The sequence below is a fragment of the Pleomorphochaeta sp. DL1XJH-081 genome (assembly GCF_049310885.1).
Classification (GTDB): domain Bacteria; phylum Spirochaetota; class Spirochaetia; order Sphaerochaetales; family Sphaerochaetaceae; genus CAYZJV01.
The window spans coordinates 44659-60063 of sequence record NZ_JBMDYO010000001.1 but is presented as its reverse complement, the minus strand read 5'-3'; the positions used below and the strand labels follow the sequence as shown (position 1 = coordinate 60063).

General features: G+C 41.4%; 16 protein-coding genes. 12 read left to right on the top strand and 4 right to left on the bottom strand.

The window, feature by feature from the left end:
* The first annotated feature begins 76 nt into the window (after positions 1–76).
* The 6 genes from ACODJP_RS00280 (at position 77) to rnr (ending at position 7306) form a co-directional block, all read left to right on the top strand.
* On the top strand, positions 77–823 hold the full coding sequence (locus tag ACODJP_RS00280; protein WP_422477275.1) for a GntR family transcriptional regulator: 747 nt from the start codon (positions 77–79) through the stop codon (positions 821–823).
* A gap of 137 nt (positions 824–960) precedes the next feature.
* Positions 961–1953 carry an NAD(P)-dependent oxidoreductase gene (locus ACODJP_RS00275; RefSeq protein ID WP_422477273.1) on the top strand — a complete coding sequence of 331 codons (993 nt, stop codon included), beginning with the start codon at positions 961–963 and terminating at the stop codon, positions 1951–1953.
* Between the two features lie 9 nt (positions 1954–1962).
* A complete protein-coding gene (locus ACODJP_RS00270; protein WP_422477271.1) occupies positions 1963–2994 on the top strand; it encodes a zinc-dependent alcohol dehydrogenase in 1032 nt (343 codons plus the stop codon).
* 35 nt (positions 2995–3029) lie between these two features.
* Positions 3030–3815 (top strand): SDR family NAD(P)-dependent oxidoreductase, encoded by a 786-nt coding sequence (locus tag ACODJP_RS00265; RefSeq protein ID WP_422477269.1) that lies wholly within the window; start codon positions 3030–3032, stop codon positions 3813–3815.
* 179 nt (positions 3816–3994) lie between these two features.
* Positions 3995–5179, top strand: coding sequence for a hypothetical protein (locus ACODJP_RS00260; RefSeq protein WP_422477267.1), 1185 nt, complete (start codon positions 3995–3997; stop codon positions 5177–5179).
* A 105-nt stretch (positions 5180–5284) separates the two neighbouring features.
* Entirely contained in the window at positions 5285–7306 is a 2022-nt protein-coding gene (gene rnr / locus ACODJP_RS00255) for a ribonuclease R (protein ID WP_422477265.1), read from the top strand.
* Between the two features lie 544 nt (positions 7307–7850).
* On the opposite strand, the gene ACODJP_RS00250 is transcribed toward rnr, so the two are convergent.
* The 4 genes from ACODJP_RS00250 to ACODJP_RS00235 form a co-directional block, all read right to left on the bottom strand.
* Entirely contained in the window at positions 7851–9104 is a 1254-nt protein-coding gene (locus ACODJP_RS00250; protein WP_422477263.1) for a hypothetical protein, read from the bottom strand.
* A 2-nt stretch (positions 9105–9106) separates the two neighbouring features.
* The gene (locus tag ACODJP_RS00245; protein ID WP_422477261.1) at positions 9107–10162 is read right to left on the bottom strand and encodes a nucleoid-associated protein; all 1056 of its coding nucleotides are present in this window, start codon (positions 10160–10162) and stop codon (positions 9107–9109) included.
* Positions 10163–10611: 449 nt separating this feature from the next.
* Positions 10612–11925 carry a hypothetical protein gene (locus ACODJP_RS00240; RefSeq protein ID WP_422477259.1) on the bottom strand — a complete coding sequence of 438 codons (1314 nt, stop codon included), beginning with the start codon at positions 11923–11925 and terminating at the stop codon, positions 10612–10614.
* Between the two features lie 84 nt (positions 11926–12009).
* Complete coding sequence (locus ACODJP_RS00235; RefSeq protein ID WP_422477257.1) at positions 12010–12402, bottom strand: hypothetical protein; 393 nt, start codon at positions 12400–12402, stop codon at positions 12010–12012.
* 89 nt (positions 12403–12491) lie between these two features.
* Between ACODJP_RS00235 and ACODJP_RS00230 the strand changes: the two genes are divergently transcribed.
* The 6 genes from ACODJP_RS00230 (at position 12492) to ACODJP_RS00205 (ending at position 15403) form a co-directional block, all read left to right on the top strand.
* Complete coding sequence (locus ACODJP_RS00230) at positions 12492–12761, top strand: hypothetical protein (protein WP_422477255.1); 270 nt, start codon at positions 12492–12494, stop codon at positions 12759–12761.
* On the top strand, positions 12742–12924 hold the full coding sequence (locus ACODJP_RS00225) for a helix-turn-helix domain-containing protein (RefSeq protein ID WP_422477253.1): 183 nt from the start codon (positions 12742–12744) through the stop codon (positions 12922–12924). Before ACODJP_RS00230 ends, ACODJP_RS00225 begins: the two co-directional genes overlap by 20 nt.
* Before the next feature lie 197 nt (positions 12925–13121).
* On the top strand, positions 13122–13262 hold the full coding sequence (locus ACODJP_RS00220; RefSeq protein ID WP_422477251.1) for a hypothetical protein: 141 nt from the start codon (positions 13122–13124) through the stop codon (positions 13260–13262).
* Positions 13263–13282: 20 nt separating this feature from the next.
* Positions 13283–13648, top strand: coding sequence for a hypothetical protein (locus ACODJP_RS00215; protein ID WP_422477249.1), 366 nt, complete (start codon positions 13283–13285; stop codon positions 13646–13648).
* Positions 13645–14574: an ATP-binding protein gene (locus tag ACODJP_RS00210; RefSeq protein WP_422477247.1), complete on the top strand. Its 930-nt coding sequence runs from the start codon at positions 13645–13647 to the stop codon at positions 14572–14574. The genes ACODJP_RS00215 and ACODJP_RS00210 overlap by 4 nt, the downstream gene beginning before the upstream one ends.
* 1 nt (position 14575) lies before the next feature.
* Positions 14576–15403, top strand: coding sequence for a hypothetical protein (locus tag ACODJP_RS00205; protein ID WP_422477245.1), 828 nt, complete (start codon positions 14576–14578; stop codon positions 15401–15403).
* Positions 15404–15405: the final 2 nt, after the last annotated feature.

Genomic DNA, 15405 nt, shown 5'->3' with positions numbered 1-15405 from the left:
AACTGATATTTCAGATTATCATGGGATACATAAGGTGTCAATGAAGAAATATATTAATTGTTGCATGGAGTATCGGATGGGTGCAAAAGAGAAGAAACGCGTCGGAGAGACCAGAGAAGACCATGGGTCAGCATCGGTAGAGATGGGCTCTGGTAGTCTGAGTGAGTATGTATATTCCTACCTTGCGGACAAGATAATCAGAGGTATCATCCGGTATGGGGAGAAGTTGAATATCAAACAATTAGCATCCGAGATGAATGTGAGCACCATGCCTGTGAGGGATGCCTTGAAGCAACTGGCTGCAGAACAATTAGTAATCATTAAACCAAGATCTTCCTGTGTTGTAAGGACTCCACGAAAAGCTGAAGTTTTAGAATCCCTTGAGGCCAGGAGGATGATTGAGTTACATGTTGCAAGGACCATATATTCTCATGTAAAGGACGAGGAAATATTTATATTGAAAGAAATTGTAGATAGTATGGCTAAGACGTTACCTACCGGGAAGGAATCGCCTGAGAAGTTGCGGGCAAAGAAGCTCCAGTACATTGAATTGGATAGAGAGTTCCATACCGCATTCTGCAATCTAGCAAACAATTCTTTCATTACCAAGTTCTACCGAGAAGTCAATATGAATTTGAGTATGAGTTTCCGCTATGAAGTTGGACTAGAATACTCAACTTTCAATACATTGGATGTGCATCGAAGTATCGTCAATTATCTAGAGATGCATTCAGCAGATGTCGTTGGATTGTTAGAAACACATCTATCTATGAGCTATCACCACATCATCAATGGAGGGCTCTTCAAAAAGCTTCCAGATTGACTGTTTCGAGTGTACGACTCTTGTTTTATTGATAAAGAGGTATCTGTTAACTGAAATATCAGATAGTGATTTCAATTGACAGCATGGTATTCAGCTTCTATACTTTCGCTATCATAGAAGAAAGGAAATAAATTACAATGTCTGGAAAAATCATAGTTTTCGCTACCAGTTTTCTCGATGCTCCCGTTGCAAAGGTGGAGAATGAGGGAAAAGCCAAGCAGATGCTGGAAGATGCCGCAAAGCGACATGGACTGGAACTCGAATTCCGTTGTACACGAAATCCGTTGGAAGCAATGACCTCAGGGGAGCTCGTCAATGCTGTTGCCGTGATCGCCGATTTGGAAAAATATGAAGCCGATGTCCTTAAAGCGGTAGGGCCGAAGGCTGGCGGTTCTTTAGGTATTATAGCCCGTTATGGCATCGGTGTATCGAGTGTGGATCTCCAGGGAGCTACCGACGCGGGAATTCAGGTGACCAATACTCCCGGAGCTAGTGCTCCTCCTACTGCGGAATGGGCGGTAACTTCAATCATGAGTATCGCAGGTAGACGGAAACTGCAACATGAACGAGCTTCTTTAGGCAAAACGAAGTTTGGTCCATCTAGAATGGATGTTTCGAAGAAGACCTTGGGAATCATTGGAACCGGTACTATTGGAAGACGGGTTTTCGAGCTTCTTGCAGGTTATCAGATGGATGTTATTGCGTATGATCCGTATCCCAACAAAGAATGGGCGAAGGAGAACGGTGTAAGGTATGTCTCCTTGGATGAACTGTGTGGTAAAGCCGATTTCATCACTATACATGCCTCCGGAGAATCCACGATTATCGGCCAACGGGAGTTGGCGATGATGTCTTCCACTACCACACTCATTAACTGTGCAAGAGGTCATCTGGTAGATAATCAGGCAGTATACAACGCAGTGAAGAGTGGTACCCTGTGGGGGTATGGATTGGATGAAGTGTGGCAGTATCCACAGCTTCCCTTAGAAGGGTTAAATATTGAAGTGAGCCCTCACGTAGGTTCAGATTCCGATAATGGAAAAATCGCTATGCAAATGCTGTCCGCGCAATCCGTAGTGGAGTTCTTGGATGGGAAGAGACTCTCATTTCTAGTGAATCCTCAAAAATAGGAGTTGAAAATGAAAGCATTGGTACTCAAGGAATACAACAACTTGGTTGTGGAAGATGTTCCTAAACCGACTGCCCAGGCAGGAGAAGTTTTAGTAAGGATAAAAAGTAGCGCCATCTGTGGAAGCGACGCTCATGGAGTAGACGGTTCTACCGGTCGACGAATACCTCCTATTGTCATGGGGCATGAAGCCTCCGGCGAGATCGCTGAAATAGGTGAAGGAGTCACAGCTTGGAAAGTCGGAGATAGGGTGACCTTCGATTCAACGATTTTCAGACTGGATGATTGGTTTACTCGTAGAGGGTGGTACAATTTGAGCGATGGACGGAAAGTTCTTGGTGTTTCGTGTGACGAATACAGAAGGAATGGAACTTTCGCCGAATATGTAGTTATCCCCCAACATATTCTCTACAGGTTGCCGGATAGCCTTTCATTCGATGCGGCGGCAATAACGGAACCTTTGGCTGTCGCTATGCACGCCGTATCGCTGACACCTATATCCCAAGGCGATACTGTTGCTGTTATAGGCGCTGGTGTAATCGGTCTCATGGTTGTTGCTTCGTTAGTAAAATCGGGTTGTGCGAATATCGTGGTTTCCGACATTTCTGACAAAAGGCTTGAATTAGCCCGCGCTTGTGGTGCAACGCATACAGTCAATCCTACCGAATCGTCGCTCGTCGATGTTTGTTCAGGCCTTACAGATGGCCGAGGAGCTGATGCTATTCTGGAGGCGGTAGGACATGAAAAGACCATTCAGGATGCTATAGCGGCAGTTAGACGCGGTGGTACGGTTACCGTAATCGGAAACCTCTCAAAGCAAGTAAATATTCCGCTTCAAAGAATAGTCGCAGGGCAGATTCGTATCCAGGGTAGCTGTGCCATAAGGGAAGAATTCCCTGCAGCATTGGCATTGTTGGATTCGGGTAAGATTCCTTTGGACCTTATTATTTCCGAAACAGGAACTCTTGAAGAGGCTCCCCAGCTGTTTGCACGACTAATGAAGGGTGATCCGCAACTCATAAAAGTTGTCCTTCACCCATAATGCCCTGAAATAACTCGATTAATGAGGAGTCTTTTATGTCGAACACATATTTTGATCTTAGTGGACAGACCGCAATAGTCACCGGAAGTAGCCGTGGTCTTGGGCAATTCATGGCTTTGGCTTTGGCCAAAGCAGGTGCCGAGTTGATCCTTACGGCGAGAAAGAAAGAAGATTGTGCTGAAACTATTGGTAAGATTGTGGAGGCTGGGGGAGTCCAGCCTACCGCTGTCGATTTGGATGTACGTAGTGAGGCAAGTATAGATAAATTCTCCAAGTTCTTAGCAGATCGAGGTCGTCCGGTGGAAATCCTGGTGAACAATGCTGGATGTAATATCAGAAAGTCGGTCTTGGATGTCTCTTGGGACGATTGGAATACTATAATCGAAACCAATCTGAGAGGACCCTTCTTTGTAACTAAGGCAGTCGTCCCACGGATGATACAGCAGGGATATGGAAGGATCGTCAATATTGGTTCGGTTACCTCTGTTTTCGGATATGCTGGAATTGTTCCGTATACTGCTAGCCGTGGTGGTGTACTTCAGATGACAAAGGCGATGGCAGATGAATTTGGTAAGGATGGTATAACAGTCAACTGTTTGGCTCCAGGATGGTTCAAGACTGCACAGACACAGAAATTATATGATAATCCAGAATGGTTGGCGTATATCGTCGACAGGATTCCTGTCGGACGTCCGGGACAACCGCATGATCTAGATGGCAGTATCGTATTCTTGTCATCCAAGGAGTCGGAGTACATCACCGGTCAGATCCTGTTGGTAGATGGTGGTATCACCACCGGTGCGACGAAAGCGACCGTCTGAAATTTTATAAGCTGACATGAGAAAGCAGCTTAATAGGAAATTAAATACTCGTAGAATGACGAATCTGTAAAAATTTTGGTTGATTTTGTAGGTTCTATCTCCAATACTGGAAAAAAGACAAAAAACTATTATGCATGGTATGACAGTTGCAGTCTTAGCCAGGAAGGGGGATGCGAACTATGAGAAAGAGAGTCGTTGTTTTGTTCCTGGTCCTTGCATTGGGCTTCTCGCTCTTTGCAGGACCATCTGCGAATCTATACGATTTGGTGGTACCCGAAGAGTATACGTACTTGTATTTGGGGTCATTGGGGACAACAAGATTTCCTGACGACATTATCCAGTTGAATATCAATTTTACTCCAACAACATCGTTTGGAATGGCGTTGGGCATGGATGGTGAGTACCGCTGGTACCGTCAGACACTTGATACCGACATGGATCTTCCTGCTGATGCCTATATCCAGATTACAGATACCAGTTTTACTTTTGATCTCGATACAAGCCCCAGCTATCGTAGCTATACCCTTGAATTCAGTGGAATACCTAGTTTTTGGGGTTCAGGAATAGATTTCGATGTAAATGCTAATCTCCCATTCTCCGGAACCTCTACAGCAAGTTTAGACTTATCTGTTTATGGTGAAGTTGGTATTGGGCGTATCTATAGTATTTCAATGTTAAAAACAATCGAAACTATAATGGAGCATTTGAATATTACGCCAACTGAACAGATGGTCCGGGAAGTTGCTGAGATTATGTATAATAAGCAACAGATAACAAATGGGTTTAGCGACGATTATAGCCAGAATTGGCTTTCCTATTACCGATCTATTGCCCAAGCAATGGGTATTCCTGAAAAGACAGATGAGTTGATTCTGATTGATCATAGTCAGAAATATCAATTTGATGTGGCTAGGTATGCTGGTTTGAGGAAAGGTTGGATGGCTGCTCTTCGTTTTGTTCCTGGGTTGATTTACACGAAAGGTTTCATCACGAGTTCAACTGATTTTAATGGTTCCCTTTACCTTTATGGTGAATACGCGGAATTCTTGATTGATGAAACCCTCCATTTGAACGCCGATGCCGGAATACGTGTTGGTTTAGACACTAGTTTGAGTCCTAGTTTCAATGCCACTGTGGGAACTACCGGAACAGTTACCTATTTACCTGAAGATTACCGTTGGTGGGCTAATGGGACTATTAGCGTAAATTTTATCACTACACGAACAGAGAAATTATCATTTGAATTGGACTCAAGATTGAATTACCTCATTAATCCTAATTTCACGGTATACGGTGGTTTAGGTGTGAGCACGATTACAGACAAATTGAGCGTCTTCGCTGGAGGACAGATCAGGATCTGGTGATCACATCTACGGTTATTCCATGATTTTTGTTCTCGATTGTATGGCATGTCCCATGGCGTGAAGCGGGTGGGGCATGTTACCATATACCTCTAGGAGCGTACCAAAATGGCGAAGAACATGGGAAAACAAGGTAACAAACAGACAACTAAGAATGCACCTACACCAAAGAAACCCAAGCGTAAGACTATCAAGGGCAACTTGTCTGTCCATGCTAAGGGATTTGGTTTTGTCGCCGTAAAAAAAGGAGCAGACATTTTCATCCCGGTTGAGAATATGCAGAATGCCATGGATGGAGATATGGTCCAGGTTGAGATAGTCCAACGTTTGCCGAAAAAGAATCCTAAGGGTAGAGTACTCAAGATACTTACCTTGCACCGACGAGAGATTATTGGTGTATATAGAAGTGGTTCTGAAGGAGCGACGGTAATTCCCAGCGATGAACGCTATAACAGCCCGATTATAATCGGAAAAGATTCTTTCTCTACATTGAAGAATGGACGAAGACCTAAGAATGATGATCTTGTGGTAGTGGTCAGGACCCAATGGAATGAATCTGACCATCTCTTCAGGGGCGATGTTATCGACATCTTGGGAAAACCGGATAACAAGGGAATGGATCTCCTTATGGTTGCTCGCAACAACGATCTGACCATCCCTTTCCCCAAGCAGGTAATAAGAGACGTTTCTGGATTGAAAAAGTTTGATCTGCAGACTGAATTAAAGAGACGGGAAGATTTTCGATCAATTCCGTGTTTCACCATCGATCCTGAATCTGCAAAAGATTTTGATGATGCCATTTCCCTCGTCCAATTGGACACTGGGCGGTTTGAGTTGGGAGTTCATATCGCGGATGTCTCCCACTACGTTATCGAAGGATCCTCAATCGATAGAGAAGCTTTTGGGAGAGGGACGTCTGTCTACTTCGTGAATAACGTGATTCCCATGCTTCCCGAAAGATTATCCAACGACCTTTGCAGTATAAAGCCAAAAACCAATCGCCTAGCATTCTCAGTAATCATGGAGATCGACAGTCGAGGTATTGTGCATAATTATAGGATCAGGGAGACGGTAATCAGAAGTGCTTCCCGCTTTTCCTACGAGGAGGTTGAGGAAATTATCGAAGGAAAAGAGCATAAGTATGCGAAAACCATACATCTCATGGTTATGCTCTCCCTTATTCTTCGTAAGGCAAGAGAGGAGATGGGTTCCATAGATTTCGACATATCCGAACCCGCAATCTCTTTAGATGATCAGGGAGTTCCATATGCAATCCGTCCGAGGGAGAGGATAGAGGCGAATCGACTCATTGAAGAGTTCATGCTTATAGCAAATCGCATTGTCGCCAATCATATCGAGTCACAGGTAACAAAGAAGAATGACAAGCCCTTCGTTTATAGAGTACATGAAAAACCAGAGGATCAAGCTATAAAGAGCTTCCTGCAACTTCTGGAAAGGCTAGGTTTGAAGTATCAACTGGGAAAAGAAGTCGAATCGGATGACTATAGGAAGATTCTCGATATTATTGAAAACCTCGACTATAAATATTATGTGGAGAAAGTAGCACTGAGATCGATGACTAAGGCATTCTATACTACGAAGAACAATGGGCACTTTGGGTTGGCGTTCGATGCTTATACCCACTTCACTTCTCCAATCAGAAGGTATCCTGATCTTGTCGTTCATCGTCTACTCAAATATTACGCTCTACAGGAGAAGGATAAGTCGTCCCTGAAGAAAACTGAAACCGATGCATTGGAAAAGAGACTCCAGAAGATATGTGATCAATGTTCAAAACGGGAGATTCGTGCAACCCAAGCTGAACGGGAGTTTATCAAACTCAAGTCCATGGAGTTCCTTTCAACAAAAGTTGGAGAGACGTATGATGGCATTATTTCAGGTATGGCGAGTTTTGGTATGTTCGTAGAGCTATCCCATTATGTCATAGAGGGATTGGTTCATGTCTCCGAGCTCAAAGGAGACCGTTATGAATTTGATAAGGATGAGTTTACCCTTACTGGTAAGAATACCGGCAAGGTCTATCGTGTAGGTGATGCGGTTAAAGTGCAAATCAAAAGTGTTTCCAAAGAGGAGAAGAGGGCTGATTTTACACTCGTGAAGGAATCTTGATTTCCCAAGCGAGTATACCGAGTCTTTTATACAAGGAAGAGCCTTCAAGGAAATGCATGAAATTCACCAATCTTAATGGTGTCACACCTCAGCGTGAGGGATCTCAAGCAAAAAAGAACCCTCACCATGTTATTTCATGATAAGGGTTTAAGTCGTTGCGGCAGACTGGACTTGAACCAGCACAAGCTCTCGCCCACTAGCACCTCAAGCAGTAAGCAAGTAATTATTTAACATTCCTTACTGTTCTCTAATACTACTAAATCCTTATCATGTATATTTAAGACTATATCATAATATTCCTTATTGTTCCATTATATTCCATATTTATTGGTGTCACAAGTGGTGTCATAACTGGTGTCACTCGGTGTGACACCAATTGAAAGTCGGAAAGTTAGTTTTTGATATGTCTGTGAATCTAGAATGATGACTATTTCACAAATAATTACATTAACAGTACTACTTTGATGAATAATAAAGAATTAGAAGTTTTACTATATTGAGAACTTACCTGAGTTATCTGGTATAAGAAGGAGAAATGATGAAGTCAAAGTGCAATGTTGTGGGTCAATAAAGAACAGGTGCTGTTCGTATCAAGTAATCCAGTAAAATATATAATTACGATTCCAATAATTAGAATTAATAAGGGCAACCAAATTGAAAACAAACAGAAAGTAAGAAACCTTGAATGAGAATCTATGTTTTCTTTTAGGAGTTTAACATCTTCTGATATCATTTTAGTTTTTTCACTTTCAAATCTCTCTTCTACCAAAATTTCATTCAATCTCTCATTTTCAGCATCTACAATTTTTCCCAGATTTAGCAAAGATTTCTTGTCAAAATGTATAAGGAATGAATAAATAACTGAAGCGAGAAGTAGTGAAGCAAAGATGATTATGTTTTTCACAATGCTTCCACTCCACTCAAGGTCGAACTGTGATAATGCAAACGCCATTGATACAATCAATATTAGCTCGCCTTTCACATTTTCTACAGAATTTTTAATCTTATCATTGAGTGATATGAAAGATTCGTCTAAATTCTTTTTTAATTGGTTTAGATTATATTTATCATAGTGAATGCTACAACTGACTTTGAATTCTTGAATAATGATATCGAATCGTGAGAAGAATTTTTCAAGTCTATCCTTCTTATCAACTTTAGATAAGTTATCATATAACACTGATTTGAAAATATTCCCTTCGGGAGTTGAGTTGTCATAGTTGGTATTAAGAAACTCACTTGCATTGTCCAATTTATAAACACACTTTTCGTTGAATTTGCTAGGCACTTCTAAAATGGTCTTGCTACACAGGAATGCCATTGTTCCTGAAAACTTATGGTCTGCCAATTTGGATAACTTTTTATAAACAGAGAAACATTCTTGTGCATCAATAAAAACCTGTGGCATTTCATTAATATATTCTTGTCCGATTAGAAATTTCCAGCCGGATAGATTAGCTCGTTCCGAATCAGTTGCCAACCATTTCACGTATTTTCTTGTGGATGTAGCAAAATCATTTGCACTGAATATCTGCGCTTTATTTAAGATTGCCGATGAAGTAAGGATAGTAACTCTATCGCCGTCTGTAGGAAGTTCATTAAAGACTGGCTCATATTCTCTACCATCAATGTTAATGTTATTGTTTTTATCAAAAAGTGTTTCACACTTTGGGAGAGCGTTTCTAATGTCCAAAAAGCTGAACGTTATTAATAGATTATTATCATCGTAATCAATATTAATCACATGTCTGAAGAGAATGGAGAATTGTTCTTGCATCATTTCCATTTCTGTAGGCATTCTTATTCTCCCGGTTCGGCCTCGTAAATGAATCTTTTATACTCTCTAAGTAAGTCTCCTGAGGGGTCACTAATAACTAGCTGGCTTTCCTCTACATCATAGGTTACGGTCTCATCATCTACTTTGCTTGCATCTATATCAATTATTATACCTGATTTTTTATAATAAAATTTCTTCCATGGCTTATACGAAATTTTATTTGGTTTGAAACTCGAAGAGAGTTCTAGCTGTTCCCGAGCAACAAACTCATCAAATTTATCTTGATCATCAGGGTTTGGAAGAACGATATTTTTCATTTCTTGTATAGTTACTTCGAATGGATTACTATCGAAATATTCAACTATACTCCTTCTTGCAACATTCATTTCAGTATCGCTATATCCTCTTTCATGCTTAAGGTAGTTTTCGACTGCATCCAGAGCTGACCGTGTGGCTTTAGCACTGAGCTGGATATTATCACATCCGATGAAATTTGTCTTGTACAAACTGGAGATATTCCTTAATCCAGTCATAAAAGTCAGATGGTTTATGGCATCCTCATTTTGTAATAATCTATCTATCATGACTGTAGTTGCAACATGCATGTGTTGCAAATCCAGAGTCATGCTCTGCGTGAATTTTAATGTTTCCGCATCAATACCACTGTTTGCCTTGTCAGTCATTAAAGCAATTGCAACTACGTGACCTCGTACTTCATCTGAGTAGTCGAATATTATAAGATAACCGCCTGCAGATCGTTTATCGTCTTTCAAGCATTTTTTTAGATGCTTGCCAATTTTTTTCGAAAAAGCAAGAAATGATTCAGAGTTCATACTATTGCAATAATCACGCACAAATTTTTGGACAGGATAAACATTCTGGTCAGCAATGAACACTCCATACTGAACTCCCTGTCGGACGTTATGTGCTTTTTTAAAGCTGTCCACAAAAAGTTCTGAGACAGTATTTATCTCGATGAGTTCTTCTGCAAACTGGTCGTCTATTAGTTCCGAATTCTGTTCTTTAAAAATCTTGTGAGCTATTATGAAATTGATATTCCCTCTTTCCGTATCTGGCATTTTTTACTCCTTTACGGTTGTAGATTACTGCGAACTGCAATTATTACATTGACCACTCTACCTGTAACGTTTTCCCGGTTCCGTGAGGACAGAAGCGGATTGTAATTTAACTAAAGAATTATCTCCAAATCTTTCGGAGGAAAAATAAGATTAGGTTGATAGTATTTAGGCTCTACGAACAAGAACCCAAACCGCCGCATGCCCAATTCCAGTACCACCTTTGCATGGAGGGAATGTTTCACCTCTTGAAAGTGGGATGGTCTGACTTGGATGAATATTACATTTGTATACTCCACTCTGTTGACATTTCTCACCAGTTTTTCCCTGCATAGCTATCTCCTTTATTTATGAAAGGTTACTAGAGGTAGTATGACAAATCATACTTTACAAATAAAGAAAAATTCTCAGAAGTATTGTTTCTATAACCATGAAATTGCTAGTAGTGATACCTATACAGGTTGTGAATGTTTAATTATCAAATTTTCAGCAATAAATTTCAGCAATGGAATTTCCATTATGAGTGCCTTTTCGTGTTTTAATGGATGGTAAACTCCTCTTGGTGTTTGCAAAAAGTCGTTGGATTTGCTATGTACAAGAGCATTTCTTGTTTTATAAATTCTAGATGAAATATTTCTTATAATTTTATCATCTGGGTCATTCATAATTGCAAACTTAGTACCAGATGAAAAGGATACATCATTATTTTGATAGTATTCATCTAAATTATTATTTGATGAAAGAAAAGTTTTTAGATTATCGAGTTCTAAATATTTTGAAAGAGTCAATTTTAATGCTTCTTCTTCAGTTCCCTGAAAATCATTTAGATTAGATTTTACCCTTTTCTTTATTAGGTCGATGATTTTCTGCATATCGCTGTTTCTCTTTGTCGAAAATTTTGGATGTGTTATTTCGTTACGCAGTTGTGTAATAAGATCTTCCTTGAACACTGACTCAAAAAAGAACTCTATAACATGGTAAAATCCCAGATACATAACAAAGGGATTGTCGGATGAAACGGCCATATTATACTTCGCTAATAGTTCTGCGTTATATATTCTCTTTGGAGGATCGAGTTCATCAGTCGAAGAATTATTTTTAAATAATTTGGAAATAAGGTGGTCTTTATCATGATTTTCTGATCGTCTGAATTGTATGGTCGCATTAAAATTATAGGAGAAGTTAAATGAGAATGCGTTCGCAAGATTTTCAAATTTCTCAATACTTATAAGTTGTTCTCGACTCTCGATTTTTAACGTTCTACGAACGGTTATTCTTAGCATTAAATGAAATAATCTTTCAATTGTACTAACCTTAACCTCTTCAGATTCGTCCAAGGAATCATAGGAAATTGGTCTATTATCATAGAGTCTGTGACGTAGATGATAGTGTAGTTCGCTGGGGGGTGCTCTAAATACGTAATTTAGAACGAAGGTTAACGAAGGTTTAGATAAGGAATATGTAAACCCATTTTCGGTATCTTCAAATTGTGCATATCTGTTATGATTCCTTAAATATGAAAGGTGAGGTGTTCTTCCTAAACTTGTTGTAGTTATCGGAACCTCATAAGTATGTTCATCATAGAACAAGTCATGTGGATGCTGGTCATCTAACAGAGGTATCGCTTCAATTTCAGATCTCAATATCTCATAATTATTATTATCGTCGGTATATTGAATCGTCTCATCCTTGATCTGGATTGCTAATTTTGAATGATAATATTCTGGAATAGAGTCTATCCAATTTAAAAATCTTGTAAATTCCATGGTCATTCCTTATAGTTTTTTCGACTTTTTACACACCTCACCTCACCTCACCTCACCCAACCCCTCCACTCGGGAACTTGTAAATTACGCAAGAATCGCTCCCGGACTCATGCCTTCCCCCGGCATCCGATCAATCCTCCAGGTGTCCAGCAAGGAGTTTACGCAATGGAGTTGTTGGGTGTCGCATTTGGTGAGGCGGAAGGCGATATGTTTGATGGTGGGGTTTGATTGGAGGAGGGTTGTTAGAGGGTCGGTGGTTTCTTTGCCGGAGATGAGGTAGTCGAGAGACACTCCAAGTGCTTCTGCAAAAGCGGATGCCAGTTCTAGGTTCGGTATCTTGCCTAAACTTTTCTTGTTAGACCATGTCCCGAAATTGATTTCCCCGTTGGTCTGAGCACAAAACTCGGTTTTAGATAAACCAGTCTTGCTCCACTCTTCTTCGACCCTTTGCCAAAAAGAGATTGCGTCAATTTTCATATCTTTATTATACCACAATCTTAACTGAATAGTTAAAAAATTTTCACAAATCTATTGACATTTAACGAATCAGAAAAGATAATGGGCACATGAACGAACAAACATTAACGAATCAGAAAAATAAACAACTCTGGGTAGGTGCTCTTTCACAACCCGAAAGAAAAATGGTTCTCGATGCAAGTAAGGTTTGTGGTCTCCGCAAATCAGAATTCTACCGCCGAGCAATAATCGAGAAGGCACAATCAGTCCTTTCATCAGTTAACAATGAAACTCAAGAGGCATCGTCTGTCCGTGAACAACCACGGGTGGGTGATGCCTCTTTTTTGTCGGAGGAAAAGCATGAAACTCCTAACAGTTGATGAAGCTGCGAAATATTTGCGATATGCACCTTCCTACATGAGGAAGCTTGTGATGTTGAACAAGGTTCCCTATATCAAGTTCGGAAGGGCGGTCAGGTTCAATAAAGATGATCTGGATAAATTCATCACTGAACATCGTGTGGATGCTAAATCAGCATACTGATTTTTCTGATAAGGGTTAGCCGTAACTGACAACTCTTTCCGGAGAGCCGTCCGGAGACCTTTCAATAGTCCGTATGGGTGAGAAGTCATAACGGACAGCGTCATACACAGAGTCGGACGGGGATTTCGTCAATCCTTCATTGACCGGGGTGGCACACCGGGAGATCCGCAAAACGTGCCAGATTTTCAGGAGGTTCTATGGGAGCATTTTTACAAATCGTAGTGGGATTGCTTTTGGTTCTTATTGTTATCGGCCTGTATATGGTCGTGAAGGTGGGAGCTATGAGCGATAAGGATCGTGAAACAGTTGGTCATGGACCGAAAGGACAAGGCCGATGAGTAATACCAAGGAGGTCACCATGAAGAGTGACGATATGGCAAAAAGCTGGGTGGCACAGATGGCCAGCCAAACGATGGGCATCATTTTACAGACCAGACAGGAAATTGAGGAACAGACAATCCAGCGTATGGAAGAATCGGATTGGCTTCGAATGAGGATCGAGGATCTGGAAGAGGAAGTTTTCGCCCTCCAAGCCGAATTGGAGAACGAGAAAGATGAGAGAGCAAACCTTCAGAGCCACTCAAACGTAATTGAACGAGAACGAAATCAGTTCCGGGATTGCTGGTTTAAAAGCAAGAAGAAGATTGTAGATCTCGAAATGGAACTCAATTCGATAAAAAAGTCGGATGGTGACGCATCCGACATAAAGGAGATTACCACATGACACTTGAAAACACCAAAGCAATCAAAGCCTCTGATAACCTAGTGATGATTGTATACGGGAAAGGGGGAGCTGGCAAGACCACATTCGCAGCATCTGCTCCCAGACCGCTCATTCTCGACTTCGAGAATGGAACCAAGTACTTGGGCGAACGAGGTATCAATGCAGACGTAGTTCGCATGAGAGGTTGGTTCAGTCCACAGGATATCAATGAATTGGCTTTGCTACTTAGAGACCACGATACGGTTGTGATCGATCCCTTGGGTGAAGCTATGGAGAAGCTTATCGATTCACCCAATATCCGGGGAAAACAGTACCGTACCGGAGATGGTGCGCTCACCATGGCCGGGTGGGGTGAAGTGAAAAAACAGATGCGTAACTTCATCAAGTGGCTTCGGGATACGGGAAAACATGTCATCATCGTTTCCCACGTGTCGGAAATCAGCACCGAGCAGGGTTTGGAGAAGCGTATCCAAGTAGCAACAAAGCTCTCTGATGAAATTCCCAACATGGTAGATGTAATCAGCTACCTAGGAATCCAAAAGCAGGGTGATGATTTCGTTCGATCTCTCTTCACTCCTTCCCAAGGAGGTCTATTCGACAGCAAGGATAGGACCGGGCGAATTCCGATGGTCGTGGAGATAGGAGAACATACCGGATGGCAAGATCTTATGAATGCCATGGTTGCTCCGTCGATGCCACAGCCCACATCGTCACCTATACCAAACCAGACTCAACAAGAAGCTCCAAATACCACACAGCCACCTTCCCGGATAACAGTAGCCCAGACAACCGAGATGCGTTCTTTAGCTGAGCGAATGAGCGATCCTGCAGGTAAGTCGTATCTTCTACAGAAAGCAGTGTCAGGCATCACATTCGAAGAAGCCCAAGAGATCATCAATCGGGCCAAAGCAAGTCTGGGGGTGTGAGATGGCATATTTGAATAACGGAGTGGAATACCCTTCAGTAACTACCATTACTGGAATAGTGAATAAACCAGCATTGCTAGGATGGGCTGCCAATTGTGCTGTGGATTATATCCAAGAGCGTTTGGATGTGTTGGGTGGAAATACTTCTTTGATTGATGAATTCATCTCTCTTCTGCATGAAGAGAATTTTGACAAGGATAGGTTGTTGAGTACCTACAATCTGATGAAGTCGAAAGAGGATGTTCACGCTATTGAGGGAATTTTTGAACAGGCCAGAAAAGCATATGTCATAAAACGTGATGGCGCTGCAGATGCAGGAACTCAATGTCACCATGCGATACAGATGTACATCGAAGGTCATGATCCATATCCCTCTTTGACATGTGATGAAGCAAAGAATGGTTTCCAAGCCTTTCTCTCGTGGGAATCCAAGAACAATCTCGAATGGTTGGAATCTGAAGTTGAAGTTGTCTGTACAACGATTGGATACGCTGGACGGTTCGATGCCATCGCAATAGTGAATGGACATAGGTATCTGATCGACTTCAAGACCTCCAAGGGAATCTGGGACGAGATGTACTGGCAGGTCTGTGCTTACAGGCAAGCGTACAACGAGATGTTCCCGGAACGTCCCATCGATAACCTAGCAATCTTGCATCTGGATAAAGAAAAAGCAACACCTACTTTCAAGCCAGTAGAAGATGAGATTGAACGTAAGACCATTTTCTTCAACCATCTCGTGAATGCCTATTACTTCCAATGTAATCGCAAACTGAAGAACAACCCTTTCGTAAAAGCTGCCAAGGGTTGGGGAACCATTCCCTTTTAGGA